19 protein-coding genes are annotated in these 25,773 nt (G+C 63.3%); 10 read left to right on the forward strand and 9 right to left on the reverse strand.

The genetic code is table 11. The annotated features are described in order from the left end of the window. Positions 1-5 precede the first annotated feature (5 nt). From P6U23_RS16475 to P6U23_RS16485, 3 genes are read right to left on the reverse strand one after another with little or no spacing between them, the layout of a single operon-like run. Complete coding sequence (locus tag P6U23_RS16475) at positions 6-1,115, reverse strand: ABC transporter permease (RefSeq protein WP_407180760.1); 1,110 nt, start codon at positions 1,113-1,115, stop codon at positions 6-8. Then, entirely contained in the window at positions 1,108-2,610 is a 1,503-nt protein-coding gene (locus P6U23_RS16480) for an ABC transporter ATP-binding protein (RefSeq protein ID WP_407180761.1), read from the reverse strand. The genes P6U23_RS16475 and P6U23_RS16480 overlap by 8 nt, the downstream gene beginning before the upstream one ends. 17 nt (positions 2,611-2,627) lie before the next feature. Next, positions 2,628-3,707 carry a BMP family ABC transporter substrate-binding protein gene (locus P6U23_RS16485; protein WP_407180762.1) on the reverse strand — a complete coding sequence of 360 codons (1,080 nt, stop codon included), beginning with the start codon at positions 3,705-3,707 and terminating at the stop codon, positions 2,628-2,630. Between the two features lie 375 nt (positions 3,708-4,082). Here P6U23_RS16485 and P6U23_RS16490 point away from each other — a divergent pair, with 375 nt between their 5' ends. The 5 genes from P6U23_RS16490 (at position 4,083) to P6U23_RS16510 (ending at position 10,900) form a co-directional block, all read left to right on the forward strand. Further along, positions 4,083-4,757: a cysteine hydrolase family protein gene (locus P6U23_RS16490; RefSeq protein WP_407180763.1), complete on the forward strand. Its 675-nt coding sequence runs from the start codon at positions 4,083-4,085 to the stop codon at positions 4,755-4,757. 159 nt (positions 4,758-4,916) lie between these two features. Next, positions 4,917-5,771, forward strand: a complete 855-nt coding sequence (locus tag P6U23_RS16495) for an FAD binding domain-containing protein (protein ID WP_407180764.1) — start codon at positions 4,917-4,919, stop codon at positions 5,769-5,771. Then, positions 5,768-8,083: a xanthine dehydrogenase family protein molybdopterin-binding subunit gene (locus P6U23_RS16500; RefSeq protein WP_407180765.1), complete on the forward strand. Its 2,316-nt coding sequence runs from the start codon at positions 5,768-5,770 to the stop codon at positions 8,081-8,083. The genes P6U23_RS16495 and P6U23_RS16500 overlap by 4 nt, the downstream gene beginning before the upstream one ends. Continuing rightward, positions 8,076-8,564, forward strand: coding sequence for a (2Fe-2S)-binding protein (locus P6U23_RS16505; protein WP_407180766.1), 489 nt, complete (start codon positions 8,076-8,078; stop codon positions 8,562-8,564). The genes P6U23_RS16500 and P6U23_RS16505 overlap by 8 nt, the downstream gene beginning before the upstream one ends. An 11-nt stretch (positions 8,565-8,575) precedes the next feature. Further along, positions 8,576-10,900: a xanthine dehydrogenase family protein molybdopterin-binding subunit gene (locus P6U23_RS16510; protein ID WP_407180767.1), complete on the forward strand. Its 2,325-nt coding sequence runs from the start codon at positions 8,576-8,578 to the stop codon at positions 10,898-10,900. 10 nt (positions 10,901-10,910) lie between these two features. Here the strand turns inward: P6U23_RS16510 and P6U23_RS16515 are convergent, their stop codons facing one another. Then, a complete protein-coding gene (locus P6U23_RS16515) occupies positions 10,911-11,534 on the reverse strand; it encodes a helix-turn-helix domain-containing protein (RefSeq protein WP_407180768.1) in 624 nt (207 codons plus the stop codon). 110 nt (positions 11,535-11,644) lie between these two features. Between P6U23_RS16515 and P6U23_RS16520 the strand changes: the two genes are divergently transcribed. Genes P6U23_RS16520 through P6U23_RS16530 form a run of 3 tightly spaced genes read left to right on the forward strand, consistent with a single transcriptional unit; the run spans position 11,645 to position 13,348 of the window. Further along, positions 11,645-12,043, forward strand: a complete 399-nt coding sequence (locus P6U23_RS16520) for a hypothetical protein (RefSeq protein ID WP_407180769.1) — start codon at positions 11,645-11,647, stop codon at positions 12,041-12,043. 4 nt (positions 12,044-12,047) lie between these two features. Continuing rightward, positions 12,048-12,449, forward strand: a complete 402-nt coding sequence (locus P6U23_RS16525) for a cupin domain-containing protein (RefSeq protein WP_407180770.1) — start codon at positions 12,048-12,050, stop codon at positions 12,447-12,449. Between the two features lie 50 nt (positions 12,450-12,499). Further along, the gene (locus P6U23_RS16530; protein WP_407180771.1) at positions 12,500-13,348 is read left to right on the forward strand and encodes a cyclase family protein; all 849 of its coding nucleotides are present in this window, start codon (positions 12,500-12,502) and stop codon (positions 13,346-13,348) included. Between the two features lie 502 nt (positions 13,349-13,850). On the opposite strand, the gene P6U23_RS16535 is transcribed toward P6U23_RS16530, so the two are convergent. After that, positions 13,851-14,312 carry an Lrp/AsnC ligand binding domain-containing protein gene (locus P6U23_RS16535; protein ID WP_407180772.1) on the reverse strand — a complete coding sequence of 154 codons (462 nt, stop codon included), beginning with the start codon at positions 14,310-14,312 and terminating at the stop codon, positions 13,851-13,853. 110 nt (positions 14,313-14,422) lie between these two features. Here P6U23_RS16535 and putA point away from each other — a divergent pair, with 110 nt between their 5' ends. Further along, the gene (gene putA / locus P6U23_RS16540) at positions 14,423-17,497 is read left to right on the forward strand and encodes a bifunctional proline dehydrogenase/L-glutamate gamma-semialdehyde dehydrogenase PutA (RefSeq protein WP_407180773.1); all 3,075 of its coding nucleotides are present in this window, start codon (positions 14,423-14,425) and stop codon (positions 17,495-17,497) included. Positions 17,498-17,499: 2 nt separating this feature from the next. Here putA and P6U23_RS16545 read toward each other — a convergent pair whose 3' ends face one another. From P6U23_RS16545 to P6U23_RS16555, 3 genes are all read right to left on the reverse strand, one after another. After that, on the reverse strand, positions 17,500-18,483 hold the full coding sequence (locus P6U23_RS16545) for an ornithine cyclodeaminase family protein (protein ID WP_407180774.1): 984 nt from the start codon (positions 18,481-18,483) through the stop codon (positions 17,500-17,502). A gap of 111 nt (positions 18,484-18,594) precedes the next feature. Then, the gene (locus tag P6U23_RS16550; protein ID WP_407180775.1) at positions 18,595-20,049 is read right to left on the reverse strand and encodes a short-chain fatty acid transporter; all 1,455 of its coding nucleotides are present in this window, start codon (positions 20,047-20,049) and stop codon (positions 18,595-18,597) included. 52 nt (positions 20,050-20,101) lie between these two features. Then, the gene (locus P6U23_RS16555) at positions 20,102-23,506 is read right to left on the reverse strand and encodes a molybdopterin-dependent oxidoreductase (protein ID WP_407180776.1); all 3,405 of its coding nucleotides are present in this window, start codon (positions 23,504-23,506) and stop codon (positions 20,102-20,104) included. 141 nt (positions 23,507-23,647) lie between these two features. Between P6U23_RS16555 and P6U23_RS16560 the strand changes: the two genes are divergently transcribed. After that, positions 23,648-24,328 carry a GntR family transcriptional regulator gene (locus P6U23_RS16560; RefSeq protein ID WP_407180777.1) on the forward strand — a complete coding sequence of 227 codons (681 nt, stop codon included), beginning with the start codon at positions 23,648-23,650 and terminating at the stop codon, positions 24,326-24,328. A gap of 259 nt (positions 24,329-24,587) precedes the next feature. Here P6U23_RS16560 and P6U23_RS16565 read toward each other — a convergent pair whose 3' ends face one another. Then, positions 24,588-25,358 carry an HpcH/HpaI aldolase family protein gene (locus P6U23_RS16565; RefSeq protein WP_407180778.1) on the reverse strand — a complete coding sequence of 257 codons (771 nt, stop codon included), beginning with the start codon at positions 25,356-25,358 and terminating at the stop codon, positions 24,588-24,590. Positions 25,359-25,773 lie beyond the last annotated feature (415 nt).

Genomic DNA, 25,773 nt, shown 5'->3' on the forward strand with positions numbered 1-25,773 from the left:
AGCCTTCAGCGAGTCCAGCGGATGCGATGGCGGATCAGGAACTCGGATGAGGCGACCGCCATGACGATGATGGCCTCGATCATCTGCACCATGGTGAATGGGATCTGATAGAAGACCTGCAGCGTCTGTCCGGTGATGAACAGCACCGCAATCAGGAAGCCGACGACCGCGACCACGATCGGATCGTTGCGCGACAGAAAGGCGATCAAGACCGCGGAAAACACGTAGCTGTTGGCAAAGGACTGGGTCAGCCGGCCCTCCTGGCTTGCGACATTGACGAATCCCGCAAGGCCACAGCAGGCGCCGGACGCCGCGACGATCCAGATCGACAGCGCGCGCACGGGAACGCCGACGATGCCTGCCATGCGCGGATTGGCGCTGATGAAGCGGGTGTAGAAGCCGATGCGGCTGAGATGCACAAGCCAGGCGACAACCAACACGGCGCCGAGCGCGATCAAAAGGCCACTGTTGAGGCCAAGTCCGATGTCGGAGAGCCGCTCGAACGGACGGAACGGGGAGGACTGCGGAAACGCCGTCTTGGAATCCTGCCAGGCGCCGTAGAGCAGATGGAACAGGAAATACGTCGCGACATAGTTGAGCAGCAGCGTCGCGATGATCTCGTTGACACGAAAGCGCATCTTCAGGAGCATGACCAGCAGCACCCAGAGGGCGCCGCCGAGCGCCGCCGCGCAGCCCATCAACAGGAGGCGGGTAGACGGCGGCCCGATGTCGTAGATCGAAACAGCCGCGGCAAAGATGCCGCCGAACACCATCTGCCCCTCGATGCCGAGATTCCAGAAGCCGATGCGGAAGGCGAGGCTCGCGCCGAGCCCGACCAGGATCAGCGGCGCCGCCTGGATCAGCACACCGCGCAGATTTTCCGCCGTCATCACGCCGGCAAGCTCGCTGGCCAAGGTGAGCGGTGCAATGCCGGCGAGGGCGAGGATCGCGACCGAGATCGCAACGCCTGCAAGAAGCGAGCTCCCGACAAACAGCGCCTGTTTCCACGGCGCCAGGTCCTGGCGCATGTCGAGCGTCAAGCGGCCGAGGCCGCGCGATGCGGAGGAAGGAGCCGGCACCTTCAGCCGCTCCGCTCGAGGCGAGAGGTCATGCATGATCCACCATCGCACGGCCGATGGCCTGGCGGTCGGCAGGTCGTTCGAACTCCGCGACGATCCTGCCGCGGGTCATCACGCCGATGCGATCAGACAGGTTGAGAATTTCGTCGAGGTCCTCGCTGATGAGAACGATGGCCGCTCCGCGCTCGCGCGCGGCGATCAGGCGCTGGTGCACCGCCGCGCAGGCGCGTACATCGAGCCCCCGGCTCGGGCTGTGCGCGACCACGACCTCCGGCTCGCGGCCGAATTCCCGCGCGATCACGAGCTTCTGAGCATTGCCGCCGGACAGCAGCGAGGCCTTTTGGCTCACGCTGCGAACGCCCTGGACGTCGTAATCCTTCACTGCGGCCACGGCGTCGCGGCGCATCGCCGCGCGATTGATGCGCATCATATTGCCGTAGCGCCCGGAACGGATCTGCGCGACCGCAAGATTGTCTGAAATCGGCAGGTTCCCTGCGAGCGCATAGGCGTAGCGGTCCGCTGGAATTGCGGCGATCGCCGCTTCGCGCCGCTTGTTCCGTCCGGCGCGGCTGATGTCGCCGGGGCCGTCCAGCCAGATCTCGCCGGAGGACGGCTCGATGGCGCCGATCAGTGCTTCGGCGAGCTCGGCCTGGCCGTTGCCGCTGACGCCTGCGACGCCATAGATCTCGCCGGCGCGGACGAAGAAGCTCGTATTGTTGAGCATGGTGCGGCCGTCGCCGCGCGTATAGGTCAGGGCGCCGACGTTGAGACGCGTGGGACCGCCCTGGTGCGGCGTGCGCTCCGTCAAGGCGGAGGTCCGTCCGACGGTGAGCTCGGTCAGCTCCTCCGCACTCGATTGCCTGGGGTCGAGGGTTGCGACCGTCCTGCCGCCGCGCATGATGGTGACGCGGTCCGCATAGCGCTTCACCTCGTGAAGCTTGTGCGTCACCAGCACCACGGCCGTGCCGCAACGGGCGAGACGCTGCACGATCTCGAGCAGGCCGGTTGCTTCCGCATCGGTCAGCACCGCAGTTGGTTCGTCGAGGATCAGGATCTTGGCGCCGCCGACCAGCACTTTGACGATCTCGACCTGCTGCTGCTCGGCGACCGTCATGGTGTCGATGCGGCGATCGGGATCGATGGAGAACTTCAGCGCCTCGACCTGGCGGGCGATCGCGGCGCGGACGTCCTTGATGCCGGAGGAAAAATGCGGTCGCGGATTGGCAAGAAGCACGTTCTCCGCGACCGTGAAAGGCTTCACCAGCTTGAAATGCTGATGCACCATGCCGATGCCGTGCTGGTGGGCCGCGGCCGGCCCGCTCAGCGCGACGGCGGTGCCGTCGATGATGATCGATCCGGCGTCCGGCGCATAGAGGCCGGCGGCGACATTCATCAGCGACGACTTGCCGGCGCCGTTTTCGCCCAATAGCGCATGCACCTCGCCGGGCCGGCTCTCGAAGGACGCGCCATCGAGAGCGGGAACGCCGTCGAAGGATTTGCGGATACCTTCGAGTTGCAGGGCCGACGTCATCGGCTGTTGATGCCTGGCTATTTCTGCGTGATCACGCCCGGGACATACCAGTCCATGTTCCAGAATCCTCCATCGTCCAGCGTTTTGCCTTCGGCCACGCGTATCGTGCCCGCAGTGTCCTTGAGGGGACCGGTGAAGATCTGCTTGCCGGCGATGATGGCATCGCGTTCGGCCATCACCTTGTCGACCACGTCCTTCGGCACCACGGTGTTGCAGCAGGCGATATCGGTGCCGCCATCCTTGATGCCAACAAAGGCGCCGTACGGGTTGGGCTCCCAATTGCCCGCGGCGACCTTCTTCAACTCGGGCGACAGAAACTTGTCCCAGGTCCAGGCCGAGGAGCACAGCGTCGCCTTTGGCGCGAACTCGCGCAGATCGCGGTGGTGTCCGGTGCCGTAGATGCCGCGCTCCTGCGCCACGATCTGCGGCGTCGGCGTATCGACGTGCTGGCCGATGACGTCGATGCCCTGGTCGGCCATCGCCTGCGCCGCCGCGCGTTCCTTGACCGGGTCGTTCCAGGCGCCGGTGAAGATGACCGTGACGGTCGCTTTCGGGTTCATCTTCTGCGCGCCCATCTCATAGGCGTTGATAGTCCAGTTCACCGGACCGATCGGATGCGCCGCCACGAACCCGAGCTTGCCGGTCTTCGACATCGCGCCCGCGACCATGCCGCAGAGATATTGGCTCTCATAGGTGCGGCCATAAAAGGATTCGAGGTTCGACCCGTTGGTGGTGCCGGACGCGTTGAGGAAGGCGACCTTCGGATATTTCTGCGACAGCTCCTTGAACGTGTCGGAGTAGCCGAAGGCGGTGCCGATGATCACATTATAGCCGCGCTGGATGAAGCGCTCGGCCGCGGGCGTGATCTGGCCCGCCACCTCGGGCACGTTCTCGACAAAGGGAATCTGTTGATCGAGGGCCTTCTCGATCTTCGGCCGCGCCTCGTCGAAGGCCTGGGTCCAGCCGCCGTCCGTCTTGTCGGCGAAATACAGGAACGCGATCTTCGGCTGAGCCGGGAGAGTGAAGCCGGCGGCATAGGCGATTGCGGCGCCGCCGGTGAGGGCAACCGTAACAACAGGGATTAACGTCCAGCGCATCACGAGAAATCCTTTAGCTAGTGCGAGTTCTGTAACCGCCCGGCACGGTCCTCGAAAAATCCTCGCATTGTTGGGAAAAAAGGCACGCCAATTGTTTAGTCACCGTCGAGCCAATCGATAGGCAATCCTCCTCCGTGTCGTGATCACGCACCGGCTGCGTGCCGGAGCGAGGTGCAAGCTACTTAACGTACGCACCGCTGCAATTGCTGCAGCAGTGCCGCGGCCAGGCTGCCGCGCGTGGTCGCCCCTGCGGTATCCGGGGCCGCCATGAGCTGCGCACGGCCTGGATATTGCTTTCAGAAAGGCCGGGATCGTTTGTACGCATACATTCTCGCGCGGCGATCCATTGTCGGGCGATCTGCAAGAGGAGATGTCATGAAAGCTTATGTGTACGGCGCGCGGCGCGACCTGCCGCAGGGATTCGAGGATTTCACGCAGCCCTCGCGCGCGGCGATCGTCTCGGTCGACATGCATCAGGGCCATCTTGCCGATACGCCGGATTGTCCATGTCCGGCGCCGCGCGCGCGTGAGATCGTGGCTCCGATCGATGCCTTTCATGCGGCTGCGCGCCGGATCGGCGTGCCCGTCATTCACGTCAAATCCGTGCTGCGCAAGGGCGGCGTCGACGACATCGCCGGAATTCCGTCGGCGTGGCGGCGGACATTCCCGCTGCATGTCGGGCCGATCCCGAACTCCGATGCGCATGCCATCGAAGGCTCGCGCTGGACCAAGTTCGTCACCCATGTCGAACCGCAGGATCTCGTCGTGGCCGGCAAGAAGCGGCTGTCGCCGTTCTTTGCCACCGATCTCGATTTCCTGCTGCGGCAGATGAGCGTGCGTACCGTGGTCCTGAACGGCGGCATGACCGATTGCTGCATTCTCAATGCGGCGTTCGATGCCAGCAATCTCAGCTATCGCGTCGTCGTGCTGCGCGATCTCGTGCGCGGCACCAACGAGGAGATGGAGGAGGCGGCGCTGCGCATGGTGTCGCTGCATCTTGGCATCGTGACCGATGCCGCTGATCTCCTCGCCGAATGGGGTGGGCGCTGAGCGGCGCGGACTGAGCGAAAGGGCGAGGCGGTTGTTCGTTGCTGTCCGCCTTCGTGTCCCGGCCTTGGCCCAACCCATGTTTTGCTCACCGTCCCAAGGAGTGGACACCGTCACGGGTTCATGTTAATCAGACTAAATAAATTTGAGCAAGGTTAAAATGTGAAGCCGGCCGCGTTCGACTATTTCAAGCCTGCAAGCGTCAGTGATGCGCTGGCGCTGCTCGCCGAACATCCGGATTCATGCAAGATTCTGGCCGGTGGCCAGAGCCTCGTCCCGGCGATGAATTTCCGCCTGGCCCGGCCCGATATCCTGATCGATATCAACGACCTCAGCGAACTCGACTACATCAGGACCTCATCCGATCGCCTGCATATCGGGGCCTTGACGCGCCACGCCGCGTTTCATCGTCCGGTGATCGCGGCGCCGCTCGGCCGGCTGTTGTCGAAGGTCGTCCGTCATATCGCGCATTATCCAATCCGGCAGCGCGGCACTTTTGCAGGCAGTGTTGCGCACGCCGATCCCGCCTCCGAATGGTGCCTGGTTGCGACGACGCTCGGCGCCGAAATGGTGGCGCACAGCGTGCGCGGCGAACGCCTGATCGAGGCGAGCGCGTTCTTCCAGGGCACGTTCACGACCGCGCTTGCGGCCGACGAACTCCTGGCCGAGGTTCGCCTGCCGCTGCTGTCGGAGGGATGGCGGACCGGCTTCTACGAATTTTCCCGACGTGCCGGCGACTTCGCGCTCGGCATGGCGGTCGCGGCGCTCAAGGTCCAAGCTGGAACGATCTGCGTCGCGCATCTCGGCGTCGGCGGGGTCGGCGACCGCGCGATCCGCCTCGTTGCACTGGAGCGCCAGCTCGTGGGCCAGTCTGCTTCGATTGCCATCGTCGACGAGATCGCGCGCGCGGCGCGCGCTTTGGTCGAGCCGGACGGCGACATCCACGCTTCGCCCGAGTATCGGCGCGACCTTATCGCCACTTCCGTCAAGCGCGCGCTGACGGAGGCGCTGACATGAGCTGGATCGGCCGACGCTTGCCGAGGCTCGAGGATCCCTCGCTCCTGAAGGGTGGGGGAAGCTATGTCGCCGACCGTGTCGGCAAGGCGGCCGCCGTGCGCTTCGTACGCAGCCCGGTCGCAAGCGGGACCATCACCGGCATCGAGATCCCGCCTGATGCCACCGTGTTCACCGGGCGCGATCTCGCCGGCATCAAGCCGATCCGTCCGATCCTGCATCGCCCCGACTATGTCGCGATTGGCCAGCCGATCCTGCCGGTCGATCGGGTCAGTTTCTGCGGACAGGCGGTCGCGGTCATTGTCGCGGACGACGCCGCATCGGCCGAAGACATTGAAGACCAGGTGCTGCTCGACATCGAGGTCACAGAGGCGGTTGTCGATCTCGATGCGGCGCTGGCGCCGGGCTGCGCGCCCGTTCATCCCGAGGCGCCGACGAATGTTCTGGTCGAGGGGCGGATGCGGACGGCAGGGCTCGATACTGCTTTCGCGGCCGCTGCCGACATCGTGACGCTTCAGTTGCGATCGCATCGACAGTCGGCTGCGCCGATGGAGAACCGCGGCGGCCTCGCCGAATATGACGCCGCATCCGGGCGCGTCACGCTGTCCGCCTCGGTGCAGATGCCGCATATGCTCAGGACGGGGATCGCCGACACGCTCGGCATGCCGGAGTCCAATCTGCGCGTCATCGCGCCCGATGTCGGTGGCGGCTTCGGCCAGAAGATGTCGCTGTTTCCGGAATATGTGGTGCTCGTCTGGCTCGCGAGCAGGCTGAAGCGCAGCGTTGCCTGGATCGAGGACCGGCGCGAAAATTTTCTCGCCGCTGCCCACGGCCGCGATCAGTCCTTCAGCCTGCGCGGCGCCTTTGCCAAGGACGGCAGCTTGCTGGGCCTGGAAGCGGATCTGCGCTCCAATGTTGGCAGCTTCTCCTGCTATCCCGTGACCTGCGGGGTCGAGCCTTTAATGGCATTTGCCGAGCTGCCGGGGCTGTACGATTTTTCCGAATATGGCGTGCGGTCGCGCGGTGTCACCACCAACACCTGCATGATGGCGCCCTATCGCGGTGTCTCGCGTCCGATGCTGACATTCTCGATGGAGCGGCTGATGGAGGTCGCGGCAAAGCGCCTGGGACTCGATTCCATCGAGATCCGCCGCCGCAATCTGATCAAGAGCTTTCCGCATCGCTCGCCGACCGGCCTTGTCTATGACCAGGGATCCTATGTGCAGGCGATGGACGCCGCAGTCCAGGCAATCGATGTGCCGGCCTTTCGCGCGCGCCAAGCGGCGATGCGGGCTAAAGGCCGCTATCTCGGCATTGGCCTGTCGGTGTTCAGCGAGCGCACCGGCTATGGCACCCCGGCCTATGCCGCGCGGGGCATGGATATCGTGCCGGGTTATGAGATCGTCGATTGCACCATGGATCCATCGGGCGACGTGGTGCTGCGCATCGGCTCGTCACCTCATGGCCAGGGCCTGAAGACGAGCCTGGCGCAGCTCGTCGCCGACGAGATCGGCATCGAGCCTGCGCGCATCAGGATCATCTCCGGCGATACCGACGCGACGCCCTATGGCTGGGGCACCTTTGCCAGCCGTTCTGTGGTGATCGCGGGCGGCGCGTCGAAGCTCGCCGCAGGCCGCATTGCGGTGAAGCTCAAGACCATCGCAGCCACGCTGATGGAAACCACTGCCGAGAACGTCACCCTCGAGGATGGCTGGGCGCGGGTGAATAACTCCAACCAGGCGATGGACATCGGCGCGCTGGCGCGCGCTGCCTATCACCAGAGCCATCGCTTTGCGGGCCTTATGCCCGGCTTGCATGAAAACGCCGTCTACGATCCGGCCGGCACCTTCTCCAATGCCTGCCATGTCGCGATCGTCGAAGTCGACGTCGCAACCGGCGGTACCCGTATCGAGCGCTTTCTGGTCGTCGAGGACGCAGGCCGCCTGATCAATCCGATGATCGTCGACGGGCAGATCACGGGCGGCATCGCGCAAGGCATCGCTAACGCGCTGCTCGAGGAGATCATCTACGACGACACCGGCAACCTGGTGACCGCCTCGTTCGCCGATTATCTGCCGCCGACCGCGGCGGAGATCCCTGACATCGAGATCATCCATATGGAAACCATCTCGGCGGAAAGCGTGACGGGGGCCAAGGGCGTCGGCGAGGGCGGCGCCATCGGCGCACCGGCGGCCATCGTCAACGCGATCTGCGATGCCTTGTCGCCCTTCGGCATCGATCTGTTCGAGCTGCCCGCAAGCCCGCAGCGCATTCGCGACGCGCTGCGCCGGGCCGGAGTTTCCATCCATGCCTAGCAAGCACGCGCTCAATCTGAACGTCAACGGAAACACCTACGCCGTGTCTATCGAGCCTCGCAAGACGCTCGCCGATGTGCTGCGCGACGAATGTGGCCTGACCGGCACGCATCTTGGCTGCGAGCATGGCGTCTGCGGCGCCTGCACCGTGCTGGTCGAGGGCAAGCCGGTTCGCTCCTGTCTGATGTTCGGGGTGCAGGCCGAGGGCAAGGCGGTGCGCACGGTCGAAGGGCTTGCCGACGGCGACCGGCTGCACCCGCTGCAGCAGGCGTTCTGGGACAATCACGGCCTGCAATGCGGCTTCTGCACGCCCGGCTTCCTGATGCTCGCGGCCGGCGCCTTGCAGGAAAACCCCGATATGTCGGACGAGGAGATCAGGGAGGTGCTGTCGTCCAATCTGTGCCGCTGCACCGGCTACCAGAACATCGTCAAGGCCGTGCGGCTTGCGGCGCGGCAGATGCAGGCAGCGGCCCAGGAATGAGCTTGGAGCGCATGAGCCTGGACGGCATAACCTCGCACGACATGCGTTCGGATGGCACCGCCTTCATCGGCCGCTCGCTGCGGCGGATCGAGGATCGGCCGCTGCTCGAAGGCAAGGGCTCGTTCGCGGCCGACTGCAACTCGCCGGGCCAGCTCCACATGTGCGTGGTGCGCTCACCGGTCGCCTTTGGACGCATTCGCGGCATCGACAGCGCGGAGGCCGCGCGCATCGACGGCGTGGCCGCGATCTGGACCATTGCCGACCTCGCCGCGCTGCCGCCGATCGACTTCCGCCAGATGGGGCTGGAGGGGCTTTCGCCCTACCGGCAGTTCGTGCTGGCGCGCGACTATGTGCGCTATGTCGGTGAGCCCGTGGCGGTGGTGTTCGCCACCGACCCCTACATTGCCGAAGACGCTGCCGATCTCGTGTTTTGCGATATCGAACCGCTCGAGCCGCAGCTCGATGCGACCGCCGAGCCGGTGGCCTTCATGCCGGACGTGCATCCCGGTCTGATGTCCGAGCCGGCGGTGATCCGCCGCGCCTATGGCGACCTCGATGCGGCATTCGCTCGCGCCCATCGTGTGGTCACGCTCGACGCCAGGGTCGGACGTCACACCGGCGTTCCCATGGAGACTCGCGGCGGGCTCTGCGTCCATGATCCCGAGAAAGACCGGCTGACACTGTTTGGTGCATCCAAGGTGCCGCATTACAATCGCGACGCCATCGCTAGGATGCTCGGCCTTGCGCCGGGCCGGCTCGAGTTGAGCGAAGGGCATGTCGGCGGCGGTTTCGGCATTCGCGGCGAGCTCTATCCCGAGGACGTGCTGCTCTGCGCCGCGGCGCTGCGGCTGAAACGCCCGGTCAAATGGATCGAGGACCGTCGCGAGCATCTCCTCGCCGCCAACCATTCGCGCGATCAGGCCTATCGGCTGCAGGCGGCGGTCGACGAAAGGGGATTCATTCTCGGCCTCAAGGCGCAGTTCTTCACCGATCAGGGCGCCTATGTGCGCACCCACGGCACCACGGTCACCGATCTCTCCGCGGGGCTGCTGCCCGGTCCCTACATCATTCCCGCCTATCAGGTGGAAGGGCATATCCGCCTCACCAACAAGACCCCGGCGGGCACCTATCGCGCGCCGGGCCGCTATGAATCGACCTTCGCGCGCGAGCGGCTCTTGGACAGGATCGCCGACGAACTCGGCCTGTCGCGGATCGATGTGCGCCGCGTCAACCTGATCGAGGAGAGATCGATGCCGTTCGCGCGCGGCTTCGAGACGCTTGGCACCAAGGTGGTCTACGATTCCGGCAGATACCGCGACCTGCTCGACCGCGTGCTGTCGCATGTCGACCACGACAGGCTGGAAGCGGAGCTTGCCGCCCGGCGCGAGCGCGGCGAAAAGGTCGGACTCGGACTTGCCTTCTTCGTCGAGAAGAGCGGTCTCGGCCCGCAGGATCTGGTGCGGATCTATGTTGCAGGCAGCGGCGACATCGAGATCGTCACCGGCGTCGCATCGGTTGGGCAGGGGGTCGAAACCGTGCTGGCCCAGATTTGCGCCGAGGCGATCGGTGTGCCGATCGAGCGGGTCAGGGTCGTTCACGGTCAGACCGACCGGATCGAGATCGGCTTCGGCGCTTTCGCCTCCCGCGTGACCGTGATGGCCGGCTCCGCCGTGAAGATCGCAGCCGAAGCGTTGCGGGCACGCGCGCTGGAGGTGGCGGCGAGCCTTCTGCAGACAAAGATCTATGCACTGCGCCTGAGCCGCGGCCGCGTCGAGGCGGTCGGCAGCAGCGCATCGCTGTCGCTTGGCGAAATCGCCGCGCATCTTGCCGGCAGTGGCGGGCTGTCAAGCGAGGGCCGCTTTGTTGCGTCCCACATGACCTATCCGTACGGCATTCACCTCGCCCAGGTGCGCATCGATCCTGAAACGTCGGGCATCAAGATCGAGCGTTATCTGGTTGCCTATGATGTCGGGCGCGCGATCAATCCGATGCTGGTCGAGGGCCAGATTGCCGGCGGCGTGGCGCAGGGCATCGGCGGTGCGCTGCTGGAGGAGTTCATTTACGACGAAAGCGGCCAACCCTTGGCGGCGAGCTTTGCCGATTATCTTCTGCCGACCTGCCGCGAGGTGCCCGAGGTCGAGATCATGCTGCGCGAGGATGCACCGAGCCCGCTCAATCCGCTCGGCGTGAAGGGCGCTGGCGAGGGCGGGATCACCGCGGTCGGCGCCGCGCTTGCAGCCGCTATCGACGCCGCGATCGGAAGGCCGGGCGCCGTCACGGAGCTGCCGGTTTCACCCAGCCGCCTGCATGCGATCCTGCGGAAGGCCGCCGGATGAGACGACACTCTCAGTCGCGGTCGAGATTGAACCAGAGCGTGCGCACCTTGGTGCGGCCGTGGTTCCAGATTTTGTGCTTGCGGCGGGAGCTGTAGGCGATGAGGTCGCCCTGGCGCAGCACATGCTTGGTACCGTCGACCTCGACGGTCAGTTCGCCCTGCAGCACGAAGCCATATTCGAAACCGTTGTGTGTGATCGGATGCTCCGCGCTGCCGGTGTGGGGCGCATATTCGTTGACGGCGACCGATACGCCGCGGCTGCGGTCCTCGCGCATCAGACGCCGCACCACGTGCTGGGCGGTTTCCACCACCCGCGCCTCGGCGGCCCGCACCACGATCTTTTCCTCGATCTCGCTGCCGCTGACCAAGAGGTCCGACATGCTGACCCCGAGTGCGCTCGCGATCACGATCAGCGAGCCGATCGAGGGCGATGCGCGTCCGCGCTCGACCAGGCTGAGCATCGATGTCGACAGGTTCGACACGTCGGCCAGCTCCTGCAAGGTCAACCCGCGCGACTGCCGCAATTCGCGGATGCGCAGGCCGATGGCCGCAAGCGTGTTGGCGGTGGTTTCGGCGATCTCGCCCGACAAATGGGCAAGAGATTCGATGTTCGCCTCGGTCTCGGACTGGCTCATGGCCTTCAGGGCTCCATGCGCGGCCGCCCTTCCGAAAAGAAGGCGTTGCGCGCCGCTTCGTTTTCATTATACTAAAATCGTTTTATAAATACTCAAAAAATCGGATGGCGATGGCCGATATCCAATCTCCCCGTGTTCGCGTCATCGACAGCGCCGTCGGTTGTCCAGAGATACCCATCGTTCGGGGTGAGGGCAACGCCAAGCTTGTGTTGTCGCCGCACAACGGCGCGAGCTTCCGCAGCTTTCAACTCGTTTCGCTCGGGTCTGGTGCCTGTACCATCGAGCTCCGCCATCCGTCCGACGCCGCCTATTACGTGATCGAAGGCGAGGGCGCGATCGTCGATGCGACGACCGGCGTGCGTTTCGATCTCGCCGAGGGCCATATGGTCCATATCGATGCCGGCGACCGCTACCGGATCGAGGCGGGAGCCGCAGGCATCAACGTGATCGGCGGGCCGTGTCCGCCGGACCAAGATCTCTATGGCGGGATCACATCGGACAAGGGCTAGCATCATGGCCATTCGTATCTTTCATCGCGATCATCCTTCGCTGCGCCTGCCTCTGATCTCGAAGGACGCGCGGTTCGTGATCTGGCCCGGCGTCGGTGCCTGGGACGCGAACCTCAACTATGTCCGCCTCGAGGTCGGCGAGGCCAATGTTCCGCATATTCATGTGCAGTCGGAAGACACCATCTTCATTCTCGAAGGAGAGGGGACGATCCACGACTACACCAATGATATCGCGCTGCCATTCCACGCGCGCTGTGTCGTGCATGTGCCCGTCGGCATCAAGCACGCGGTCAAGGCGGATCGCGGCAGCAAGATCGTCAGCGTCGGCGGTCCGGCACCGGCGGACGTGCCGCTGTTGAAGAAGGCCGGTGCGCTGCCGGCGGATGCCGAGCCGCCCCGGAAGTGATCGGGGCTCCAGCGCAGCACTTGAAAGAGATATGAGCGAAGGAACGGACGATGAAGATCGTTGACATGACCCATCTGATGAATGTGCACACGCCGGGCTGGGTCGGCTATGCCGGCAACAAGATGTATTATGCGCAGAATCTGCAGACCAAAATGATCGTGGCGCAGCGCATCGATACAGCGCTCCATGTCGGCACTCATATCGACGGCGCGATGCACGGCACCGACGGCATGGGCGACATGGCGTCCTATCCGCTCGACTTTCTCGTTGGCTCTGGCGCCGTGGTCGACGTGTCTGCGCACATGGACGACTGGGCGGTGATCACGCCGGAAATGATCGAGGCCGCGCCGGTGGAGGTGAAGGAAGGCGATATTCTCATCCTGCACACCGGCTGGCACCGGTATTGGGAGGGGCAGCCGCAGCAGGATCTGGTGCGCTATTTCTGTATGCATCCTGGCGGAAAGATCGAGCTCTTGGAGTGGATGCTGAAGAAGAAGATCAAATGGTTCGGCGTCGATTGCGGCTCCGGCGACCACGCCATGAACACCTCGATCCGCCTGATGCGTCCCGATCTCGCCAAGCGCTTCGAGGCCAAGGTCGGCATGAGCTGCGACGAGTTCTTCGGCGAATACAACTATGTCCACAAGAAGTCCGGCCGCATGGTGTCGGAGGACATGTTTCCATTCCACTCCTACGCCTTCCAGGAAGGTCTCATTCACGCCGAGAATGTCGGAGGCGATATCGAGAAAATGCTCGACAAGCGGGCGATCATCGGCGCCTTCCCGTGGCGCTATGAAGGCCTGGAAGCCTGTCCGTGCCGGATCGTTTGCTTCGACGGAATGGATGAGGACGTCGAAGCCATCGGCGACGTCGCGAAAGCCATTTTCCGGCGGCGCTAGCTGGTGACCTCGGTCTGGCGCGATTATTACGTCGCGATTGTAAGCGATGATTGCCGTTTCACCTGGCGATGGGAAATCAAACGCCGCAGCCAGCCGATGGGCGTTAGGCTGACTGGCGAAAGTTATCCGTCGCAGAGAGCCGCGGAGGACGCCGGAAGGCGTTCGCTGGCGGAATTCCTCGCCGCCATCGCGTCCCAGAAGCTGAATAGCGACCCCGCGGAATAGCCTTTGTGAATGCGATGGGCCGTGGTGAGCGAATGCCCATCGGGACTGCACGCGCCGTAGGCGAACCGGCTCCCCGGTTCGCCTGCGATGCCTTGCAGATGTCCTGATAGCAGTCTCAATCACCCGCAAAGCTGAGAAAAGGCAGAATGGCCATTGCGGGGCTTATGAAATTTCCCGACGTCCAAGCTGAATACGAGCCTTCGTATCCATCGCGTGCTCCAATATTGGAGTGGCATCGGCCCAGGACCGCGACCCGCACACTCACGAATCTCACAGCTCAGAGCGGAAGAGGCGCATAGCTTTTGACCTCTTCCATGACGGCGTAGGTCCGGGTTTCTTTGACGCCAGGCAACGGCAGCAAGACGTCGCCGAGGAAGCGCCGGTAGGCGGCCATATCAGGTAGCCGTGTCTTCACCAGATAATCGAAACCGCCCGCGACCATGTAGCATTCGAGCACCTCAGGGGCCCGCTGAATCGATTTGGAAAATCGTTCGAACACGTCCGGCGTCGTCTTGTCCAGAAGCACCTCGACGAACACGAGGAAGCCGAGGTCGATCTTGTGCGGGTCCAGCCGTGCGCCAAATCCGGCGATGTAGCCCTCACGCTGCAGGCGCCTCAGCCGTTCGCCCGTTGAAGTGGGCGATAGCCCAATCTTGTCGGCGAGTTCGACCGCGGCGATGCGTCCGTCCATTTGCAGGATCGCGAGAATTCGTCGATCGGTCTTATCGAGCGGGCTCATAGAATCCTCCGAAAACGCGAGATGGCCGTTGTTAATACGCAAAATGCGGGAAATAAGCGATAGTAATACGCTCGACACGGGCATATTCCTCAAATGCATTGGAGAGGAAAATGTCGATCATATCTTCGGTTGTTGGATCTTATAGCCAGGACGATGCTGATCTTGCCCGCTCGCTTTTGGAGGGGCCGGAATTGACCCCGGAGCAGGAACGAAACATCGATCAGGAGGCGTTGCTCCTGATCGCTGCCATTCGCGGTTCTCAGCGAGGAATCGGCGGACTGGAGGACGTTCTTCGCGAATATTCCCTCTCGACCAAGGAGGGGCTCGCTTTGATGACGCTTGCCGAGGCACTGCTTCGCGTTCCCGACGCCGAGACCGCTGACCGGTTCATTGAGGACAGGCTGGGCCACGGCAATTTTGCGCTCCATGAGCTTCGTTCCGATACGCCGTTCGTCAACGCATCGTCATGGGCGCTCGGAATGGCAGCCAGAATTGTCCGGCCCGACGAAACGATCGATGGCACATTGGCCAGGATCACCAAGCAGCTCGGCCTCCCCACGATTCGCGTCGTTGCCCGTCAGGCGATGCGCATCATGGGAAATCATTTCGTGATGGGACAAACGATCGAGGCGGCACTCGACCGCGCCATGGCCGATACCAATGTATCGCGGCGCTATTCGTTCGACATGCTCGGCGAGGGGGCTCGCACCCGCGCGGATGCCGAACGCTATTTCCAGTCCTATCATTCGGCGATCGAGGCAATCGGCCGTCGGGCCGGGGCCCAGCCATTACCCGATCGGCCCGGCCTGTCGGTCAAATTATCCGCCCTGCACCCTCGCTTCGAGGCGATCAGCCGGTCGCGCCTGATCGACGAACTCGTTCCGCTCGTCCTGCAACTCGCTCGCCGCGCCAAGGCCTACGACCTCAATTTCACGCTCGACGCGGAGGAGGCCGATCGGCTCGAGCTGTCGCTCGACATCGTAGATGCGGTGCTGGAGGATGGTTCGCTTGCGGGCTGGAAGGGATTTGGGCTCGCGATCCAGGCTTATCAGAAACGCGCCTTGGCGGTGATCGACCATATCGCCGCGCTGGCGTCAAAGCTCGACCGGCCGATGATGGTGCGGCTGGTGAAGGGCGCGTATTGGGACACGGAGCTGAAGCGCGCGCAGGAGCGCGGACTGGACGGCTATCCGGTCTTCACCCGCAAGGCGATGACCGATCTCAACTACATCGCATGCGCTCGCAAGCTGTTGTCCCTGAGGCCACTGATCTACCCGCAATTCGCCACGCATAACGCTTTGACCGTGGCCACGATTCTCGAACTGACCAAAGGATCGTCCGGTTTCGAATTGCAGCGGTTGCACGGCATGGGCGACGCGCTCTATGCCGATATCGAACGGCGCCATCCCGGCATCGCCTATCGCACCTATGCTCCGGTGGGAGGGCATCGCGATCTCTTGGCCTATCTGGTGCGCAGGCTGCTCGAGAACGGCGCGAATTCATCTTTCGTGGCGCAGGTCGGCGACAAGGCGATACCTGCGGAAAAGCTGCTCACGCGGCCGGCTTCGATCATTTCTCGTCCCGAACAGGCTGCAAACAGCGGCATACCGTTGCCGCGGCATCTATTCGCTGACAGACTAAATTCCGCAGGCGTGGAGATGGGAGACCGCACCGCGCTGGAGAATCTGGTTCGGCGCGTTGCGGCGGCGGCAATGCCGGCCGAGGTTGCGCCGATCGTGGATGGCAATGTCGTGACGGGCGCGCTACGTAGCGTGCGCAACCCCGCCACGGGCGAACAGGTCGGTCAGGTCAGCGAGGCCGACCTCGAAACGGTCGATGCCGCTGTGGAGGCTGCAGCAAGAGGCTTTGTCCGGTGGCAGGCGACCGACGTGGGCGCGCGTGCGGCAACGATCGAACGTGCCGCAGATATGCTCGAGGCGCAGACACCGGAATTTATTGCGCTGCTGCAGCGCGAGGCCGGCAAGACGCTCGACGATGCCATCGCCGAAGTCAGGGAAGCCGTCGACTTCTGCCGCTACTATGCTGGTCAAGCCCGCAGCCTGTTCGGCAGAGACAATGTCCTTCCGGGTCCGACGGGAGAAAGCAACGTTCTCCGGCTACGCCCGCGGGGCGCGTTCGTCGCCATTTCGCCGTGGAATTTTCCGCTCGCGATCTTTATGGGGCAGGTCGTGGCCGCCCTGGTGGCCGGCAACACCGTTGTCGCAAAGCCGGCCGAGCAGACGCCATTGATTGCGGCTCAGGCGGTCAGGTTGCTTCTCGCGGCAGGCATTCCGGCCCACGCACTCCATCTTGTCATCGGCGACGGCTCGGTCGGCGCCAGGATCGTACAGCATCGCTCCGTGAGCGGCGTGGTCTTTACCGGGTCAACGGCGGTCGCCCGGTCCATCAACCGTCAACTGGCGGCCAAGGAAGGCCCGATCCTGCCGTTGATCGCGGAAACCGGCGGCATCAACGCGATGATCGTCGACGCGACATCGCTCGCCGAGCAGGTTACCGACGACGTCGTCACGTCTGCATTCCGCTCGGCGGGGCAGCGATGCTCCGCGCTCCGCATCATGTATGTCCAGAGCGACGTGGCCGACCAGATAATCGACATGATCGCAGGCGCGGCGAGCGAGTTGAAGGTCGGCGATCCCAGCGAGATATCGACCCACATTGGCCCCGTGATCGATGCCGAGGCAAAGGCGCGGCTGGACGCGTACATTGCCGGCGCCAGATCGACCATGAAGCTCCACTATGCCGGCACGGCACCTGCCGCCGGCACGTTCGTCGCTCCGCATGTTCTTGAGCTCGATCGGCTCGATGGCCTGCGCGAGGAAGTGTTTGGGCCCGTTCTGCATGTCGTTCGTTACCGTGCCGAGCAGCTCGACGATGTCATTGCCGCGATCGAATCGAGCGGATTTGGTTTGACGCTGGGCATTCACTCGCGGATCGACGACGTGGTTCAGCGCATTGCGTCGCGTCTCGCGACCGGTAACGTCTACGTCAACCGTAACATGATCGGCGCGGTGGTCGGCGTGCAGCCGTTCGGAGGCTGCGGTCTGTCAGGAACCGGCCCTAAGGCCGGGGGTCCGCATTATCTGCTGCGCTTTGCGACCGAGCAGACGGTGACGATCAATACGGCCGCCGCCGGAGGCAATGCAACGCTCATGGCACAAGCATAGCTTCACCGCAGCGGCTTTTCGACGGTATGGGCTTTGTACGCCAGGCCTGCGGCGGCGAGATCCGCGAGCGCTGTTCCGACCGCCTTGAACAAGGTGATCTCGTTACGCGACCGGCGTCCCTGAACGGCTCCGCTGCAGATCTCGAACAGTGATGCCCTCACGTCCTGGCGCGACAGGATTCCGGCCTTGATCGGATGGACGAGATCCCCGGCCTCATGCATCGCTTCATAGGTGTCCACGAACACGGCAGACCGCCTGACCGCCTCGTCGTCGGATTCCCGCATTGCCGGCGTGAAGGCGCCGATGAGATCGACGTGGACGCCGGGCTGCAGCCATTCGCCCTTGATCAGAGGCGACGTTGCCAGTGTTGCCGATGTGACGATATCGGCGGTCCTGACGGCATGCTCGAGATCGGAGACCACCATGGCATCCAGTCCTTCGCTACGGAGGCGATCCACCATGCGCGAGGCGCTGTCGGCGTTGACGTTCCAGACACCGATCCGGCTGACGTCGCGGACGGCGCGATAGGCGTCCGGCAAAAGGCTCGCGACCCGGCCGGAGCCGAGGATGAGCAGGTTGGTCGCGTCCTCGCGCGCCAGATAAGATGCCGCCAGCGCCGACGTCGCTGCCGTACGCCTGGCGGTGAGGACGTCGCCTGCAATCGTCGCGAGTTGCGCGCCGGTGCCGCTGTCGAACAGCAGATAGACCGACGTGAGCGCCGGCATTTTGCGCGCGGCGTTGCCCGGGAAGACGCCGACGAGCTTGACTCCGAGCAGGCCTCCATTTTCCGATTTCTGCTGCCATGACGGCATCAGCAGCAGTGTGGCGTCTGGTTCGCCCGGAACCGGAATGGTGTGATGATGCCGCGGCGGAACCTCGCACCCTCTCACGAAAGAGCCGCGGAGATGGTTGATCAGCGCGTCCATCGGAAGCAGGTGCGTCGCCTGTTCAGCGTCGATCGTCTGCGGCATTTGTTTTTCGGTCACAGCTTTCTTATCGCAAGAGTTCGTATCGCAGATATTGGGAATAGCGGACAGGCTCGCAGCCGGGACGTCCATCCAGCCGTCCCGGCATACGCCTTCGTCCCGCCGGGACGATCAGTGAAGAATTGGCGGGTGGTAGGTGAAGGTCGTCATCAGGATCGCCGCCAGGATCATGATGATCGGGAAGTGCACGAAGAACTGCACGGAGGTGTAACCGATCAGGTCTTTTGACTTCAGGCCGAGTATGCCGAGTAGGGGCAGCATCCAGAACGGGTTGACGAAGTTCGGCAGCGTCTCGGCGATGTTGTAGACCATGACGGTCCAGCCCAGATGAGCGCCGATCTCGTTGGCCGCCTTCATGATGTAGGGCGCCTCGATGACCCATTTGCCGCCAGCCGACGGGATGAAGAAGCCAAGCACGGCAGAATAGACCCCGACCAGGAACGAAAAGACGGTCGAGTTGGCGGACGCGTCGACGAACCAGTGCGCGATGGTGTCGGACAGCGTGATGCCTTTGGCGTTCGGCACCTTGGTCAGCATCTGCGCGATGCCGGCGTAGAAGGGAAACTGCAACAGGACGCCCGAAACGCTCGGCATCGCCTTGGAAAAGGCTTCGAGCAGGCTGCGCGGCCGCCAATGCAGCAGGATGCCAAGCACCAGAAACACGAAATTGTAGGTGTTCAGGCCCGACATCGTGATCAGCGGATTGCCGGATCGGAAGGTCTGCCAGAGCCAGCCCAGCGCCAGAGCCACAATCAGAATTGTCAGAATGGGGCTGAACTCGAGAAAGTCGCCGGGCCGTGCCGGTCTCTTCGGCTCGATCCGGTCGTCGTCAAGGGACACGCCGAGATCCTCCGCGGTCTTAACCAGCATTGGATTTGGCGCCGTCAGATAGCAGATCGCTGCGGACAACGCCGTCATGATGACAGTGGTTACGAGATTCTGCCATGTCAGGATGGTCTCGGAGAAGCCGATGATACCGGTGATCGGCAGCAGCGAGTTCGGAATGCTGGCAGCATTGGCCTGAAGCTGAGCAGCCGACGAGGTGATGCCGAGCGTGAAGCCGCAGCCGAGACCGAGATAGCCGGCCGCACCGGCCGCGCGATAATCCAGCTTGATGTCCTTGCGCCGTGCGATTTCGCGCACCAGCAGGCCGGAGAAAATCAGACTGAGGCCCCAGTTCAGCAGCGACAGGATGATGCTGAGCACGCCGACAAAGACCACCGCGCCGCGCGCGGTGGAGGGCACTGCTGCCAGCCGCTTCAGCACAGCCGCGACAGGCGGCGACATTGCGACCACATAGCCTCCGATCGCGACCAGTGCCATCTGCATCGTGAACGGAATGAGATTCCAGAAGCCGTCGCCAAAGGCCTGACTGACCGCAACCGGCGAGCCGCCATGCACGATAGTGCCAAGCGCGATCACTACCACAGCAATCAGCACGAACACATAAGCATCCGGAAACCAACGCTCGGCGAAACCGACCATGTATTGCGAGAACCTGGCAAGCAGGTTGGCTTGCGTCGGCATCTTGTCCGGAAAGGAATTCCTATGCGTCGTGTCGGTCATTGCAGCCCCCGTCGTTATCGTGTTCGTGTTGCTCTCGTTTCGTCATTGCCGGTCAGAGCGCGAGCGTGAGCTCAGAGAGAGGCACGGCCTGACAGGTCAGGCACAGGTCCGTCATGCCGTCGTCGCCGCCGATTTGCACGATATCGCCCTTGACGATGCGCATCGCGCAGCTTTCGCATTGGCCGACGCGGCAGCCGCTGGGAAGCGACAGACCTGCCGCCTCGGCGGCATCGAGAAGGGTTCCGAGCTCGGGCGACCAGACAAAACTTCTATCGCTGCCGGCGAGATGGACTGTCTGTGGTTTGAGCGTCTTCGGCACGGTCGGCTGCGATGCAAACGCCTCCGTGAACACGTCGAAGCGCGGCATGCCCCTTTCGACCAACCGAGCGATCATTGATGTCGTGAAGTCCGGCGAGCCGCAAAGATAGGCGAGAGGCCTTTGCGGCAGCAGCGGATCGATCGCCGACAGATCAAGCCGGCCCGCATAATCGTAGTCCTGCGGGTAGCGGTCTTGCGGGCGTGGAGCCGAATATGAAGTGACGATATCGAGCTCCGGAAGCAGCTTCGCAAGTTCGCGCAGCCGTCGGCCGAACGGATGCTCACCACCGTTGCGGCAACCATGCAGCAGAAGTACCTTGGCGACGCGCTCGCCCGGCGCGCGTTCCGCCAGCGCTTCGAGATGACCGATAAAGGGCGTGATGCCGATTCCGGCCGCAAGGAAAATGAGAGGCCGCGCCGCCCGCAGCGGCGGAGTGAAGATACCCCTCGGCGCCTCGATCAGCACGGTATCGCCGGTCGCCAGACGATGGATGTGGTCGGATAGATGAACCACATTGTCCGTGTGGCCCAAACCATCGGAACGACGCTTCTTGACTGCGATCGAGAGGCCATCCCGGCCGTCATGGCCGATCAGCGAATAGGCGCGGGCGACATCGAGACCCGGCAGGCTCACCATGACGTGTTGTCCCGGACGAAATGCAGGAAGCGGGCCGCCATCGCGCGGCGCGAGCGCCAGTGCGACGGTATCGTCGGATTCGCTGCGGATGCCCGTGACGGAAAAGGCGCGCCGGCCGGACCAGCGGCCGCGGCTCGCCATTTCGTCCTTGCGAATGTCGCAGCGGACCGCGCGCAGCGGCACCGAGCCGCTGACCGGATCGCGCGTTGCGTCGCTCAGCGCATCGTTCATGTTCGATGTCGTAAATCCAGTGGCACCGATCGCCTCGCGGCCCAGCGGCGGACAGTCCTCCCACCAGCCGAACTCGGCGATGGCGACGCGATCGTCGAGAGAGTCGTTCAGCCGCACCCGCAGCCGAACCTTTCCTGTCGGCGTCTCGACAATCGCCCAATCGCCATCCTGAAGTCCACGCTGCGCCGCGAGCGTGCCGTTGATCTCGATCGCGGGATCGGGCGTCTTCTTGCGAAGCGAGGCGATATGGCGATGCGACGTATGCACGAACCAGCCGCTCTTGGCGGTCGTGAGCACGAGCGGGAAACGGCCGTCGGCGGTCTCCGCAAATGGGCTTTCGGCGGGCTCGATATGGCCCGGCAGCGGCGCGTAGCCATGATCGCGCATCAGTTCTGAATAGATCTCGACACGGCGGGTCGGCGTGGCAAAGCCGGCAACCGTGCCGTCCTCGCGTTGCAGCGCATATTTTTCATGGCAAAAGGCCTGAGGGAAACGCAAGCCCTCGGGATGCCGGCGCAGTTCGTCGATCGTGACGCCAAGCGGAGCGAGCTGATAATTCCAGCCGGCGCGGATGTCGCCGCCGAAGAATTCGTTCGAGAGGCCGAGCCTGACGGCGAGTTCGGCAGCGATCTCATAATCTGCCTTGCACTCGCCGAGACGCGGCAGCATCTGCGGACGGAATTGTATCGTCTCGACAGCCTCCTGCGTGATCTCGAAGCCTATTCTCAGGGCCTCCCGCTCCCAGGGCATATTGGCCGGCAGGATGATATCCGCGTTTTCGGCCGTCGGATTCATGAACATGTCGACATGGACGTGGAAGTCGAGCGCACGCAGTGCCTCACGATTGCGCGAGGAATGGCCCTGCGACACCATGAGATTGGTGCCGAAGCTCATCAGCGCCTCGACGCGATAGGGCTCGCCCGTCAACACGGCGCGGCTGAAATCCCGCGCCGTGATCCATCCTCGGCTGGGCGGGCCGAGCGGCAACTCATCCAGGCCGAGTGCCTTAGCCTTCTGTTCCGGCGGCAACAAGGCATACTCGTTGAGGGCACGGGTCGGCGGCGGCACCGGCCAGACATTGCCGCCCGGCCGGTCGCAGGCGCCGGTGAGCGCGTAGAGCGTCGCGATCGCGCGCTCGGTCATTGTCGCATTGGTGTGCTGGCCGACACCGGTCCAGGAATGGTAGGCGAGCCGCGGACCGCTCTCGAACAGGCTGTAGAACGCGGCGATGTTGCGCTCGTCCAACCAGGTGATCTCGGCGACGCGAGCGATCGTATAGGGGGCGGCCTCGGTCGCCAGCAGAGAAAACGCGGTCGCGGCAGCGATCGTGCGGCCATCCCGCCCGACGAGCGTCGTTCGCTCGTTCAGCGTGCAGCAGCCCGGATCGAGCAGCGCAATGCGAGGGTCATAGCTGCACGCCGCGCCGGACTGATCCAACACGACGAAAGCGTCCGGCGATTGATCGTCCCAGAGTTCGCTCGCGCGAACGAAGCGGCCCGTGCTGGTGTCGACCAGGAACGGCCCGTTGGTCCAGCGTGTCACGAAGCCCGCATCGAACGACTTGGTCGCGATCAGATGCCGGATTGCGCCCATGGCCAGGGCGCCGTCCGCGCCGGGACGGATGCGCAGCCAGATGTCGGCCTCCTGTCCCGATCCGTTTGGTTTGGGATCGACCACTGCAACGCGCGCGCCGCGCCGTCGCGCATTGGCGATGCGGGTCGCCTGGGCAAGCCACGTCCGGGCCGGGTTGTGTCCCCACAGCACGATGACGTCGGCGCGGTCATAGTCGGCAACGCCGATGCCGCGGCCGAAAGTCAGGGCATGGGCATAGTCCTTGTGCCAGCCGCAGATTTCGACCGCATAGATCAGGTTTGGACTGCCGAAGCACCTGATGAAGCGCTCGACCCATTCGAAGCTGTCGACCATCGGCGTGCCGCTGGGTGTCGTGACGGCGAAGGCCACGGCTTCAGCGCCGGACACTTTGCGAATCTCGCTGAGCCTTTGGGCGATCTCGTCCAGAGCCTCGTCCCAGGAAATTTCACTCCAGCCCGGATCGGCGGCTTCGCGTGGCGCAGTGCGACGAAGCGGCTTGGTCACGCGGCGTGGACTATGCGCCATCTCGGGCGCGGCGCGACCCTTGGCACATAGCGCTCCGCCCGTGGGATGCCCGGGCAGACTTTCGACACCGATCAGCCGGCCATTGTCGACGACCATCGTCGAGCCGCACCGTGATCGGCAGAGCGTGCAATAGCCCGGAAGACGCTCAACCATGAAGAAGCCGTGTCGTTGAAGTAATGCGCTACTGTAAAGCTTTACACACCATCCTCTGTGGGCGTATCTTTCGTCAAGCGCATTTATTGTGCTGCACTGCCGAACGGGAGGGCTCTGGAACCGGCAGCAGGAAGAGGGGCGATGGAGCAGAATTTAAGGGAGCAAGTGCTACAGCAGGTGCGCGCCGAGATCATTTCTGGTCAGAGCATGCCAGGAACGATGTATTCCGTGCCGACGCTTGCGGCGAGCCTTGGCGTTTCGACGACGCCGGTGCGGGAAGCGCTGCTGGAATTGACGCGCAGCGGACTGATCGAGCCCATGCGCAATCGGGGCTTCAAGGTGGTCGAGCCGACCTTGACCGAACTCCGCAACCTGTTCGATCTCCGCGAGGTGCTGGAACTCCATGCGGCGGCGATCGTCGCACGCAAGCCGAAGAAGAATCTCGATGGACTATCGCGTTTCGCAGACGACATAGCGCGCGCGGTGAGAACGGAGGACATCAGACTCTATCTCGAAGCCGACCGAAGCTTTCACCGGTCGCTGACGGCGGCGGCGGACAATGCGCGCCTCACCGAAATGGTCATGGGACTGCGCGACCAGATGCGACTTTACGGCATCAAGTCGCGCGCAGGCCTCGCACGGCAAAATGAATCCATCGAAGAGCACTACGAGATCATCGAGCTTGCGATGGCCGGCAAGGAGCAGGCGCTCGCAGATCTTCTCAGGCGCCATATCCGGGCTTGGGAGCCCATTTTTGTCGAGGCGTTGTCGCAGGTGGCTATCCCACGCGCGCCGATCGTCGGGAAGCGCAGTCGTGGGTAGTGATCGCGGAGTAAAAGGGCCCGAAAGATTCCGGACGCATCATTCGTGACCACCATGCGGCTTGCCGAAGCCCCTGATCATCAATCGCGAGCCGACGCGTATGTCGGCATCGGGCGATGCGAATCCCCGCAATCTTGCTGGCGATCGGAATAGTTCGGCCTTTTCTCTTTCAACTTTCGACAGCCTCGCGCGGCTGACGATCCGCGCGGCCAGATCGCACCTGATTTCGCGACTCCTGCAAAGATCTCCGAATCCAAAGCTACCATTTCTTCGGATCGCAGTAGGCGGCCAATGCATTTTTGGCGGCAGCCTTGAGAAAATTTTGATCATTCGAAACAACGTAGGCGGTCGCACCGATATCTCGCAACGCCGCAGCGTCCTCCGGGCTTGATACCAGCACCATCATCGGCATCCTCGCGGCATTGGCCGCCGCGGCAATCTTTGCGACCGCCTTTTTCATTCCCGCGGGGCCCATCGAGGCAGTCAGATCACCCCTTCCGATGAAGAAAGCATCGATCCCACTTTGCGAGGCGATAGCGTCGATTTCGTCCAACGCGGCTTCATCCTCGATCATCACCACACAGGCGACCCGGGCATCCTGTTCGTCCATGTGATCAGATAGTGAGGCATCGCCGAATCGCCCGGCTCGGGTCGTGTTCGAAAAGCCTCGGCTTCCCCCGCGATAGCGACAGGCTTGAGCGATCGCTTTCGCCTTGGCCAATGAATCACAATGGGGAACGAGGACGCCGGTGGCACCGCAGTCTAGAACAGACAATATGCTGGCGGCTGTCGGCTCCGAAATCCGGACGAGCGCCGCCGTTCCACTCGCTTTGGCAGCGAGACAAGCCAGATCGATCGTTCCGCGATCGAAGGGAGCATGCTCTTGATCGACAATGACGAAATCGTAGCCAACGTCGCCGATAATCTCGATCGTGTGACTCGTCGGCGTCTTGATGAATGTTCCGAGAACATGCTCACCTTTTCTGAGCCTTGAGCGAAACTCGATAACGGGCGGACGCAGGCTGGCCATGTTTTCTTCCTCTTGCAGAAAGCAATGTCGACCTTGCGGCCGCACAGTCTCAGCGGGTTCTCAATGAGAATACGCTTGCGGGTGTTTTAGTCGGGCACCAATCAGCCAGCGGGTCCAGGAGGGCGGCATCGCTTGGGCCTTTCGGATGTGGCGCTCGGTTGGACGATGACCTTAAGGCTCTGGACGTTTGTTCTGGAGCGCTTTCGACAGTGATTTCACCCTACGAAATTCGGTTTTTGCGCACCCGCGCCGCGGGCCGCTTGCCGGGCAGCTCCGGACCGCAGTGACGAACGGCTGCTCTGGAAACCAGAATGTTTCATCTGGTGAAACATTTCTCGAATTGCGTTGGCGAGGGGGATAATCGTGTTCAGTTTAGGAGACGGGCAGGTTAGTTCGGCAACGCGCTAAACCGCCC

Origin of the sequence: Bradyrhizobium sp. STM 3562 (genome assembly GCF_045571435.1) — a bacterium.
Lineage (GTDB): Bacteria > Pseudomonadota > Alphaproteobacteria > Rhizobiales > Xanthobacteraceae > Bradyrhizobium.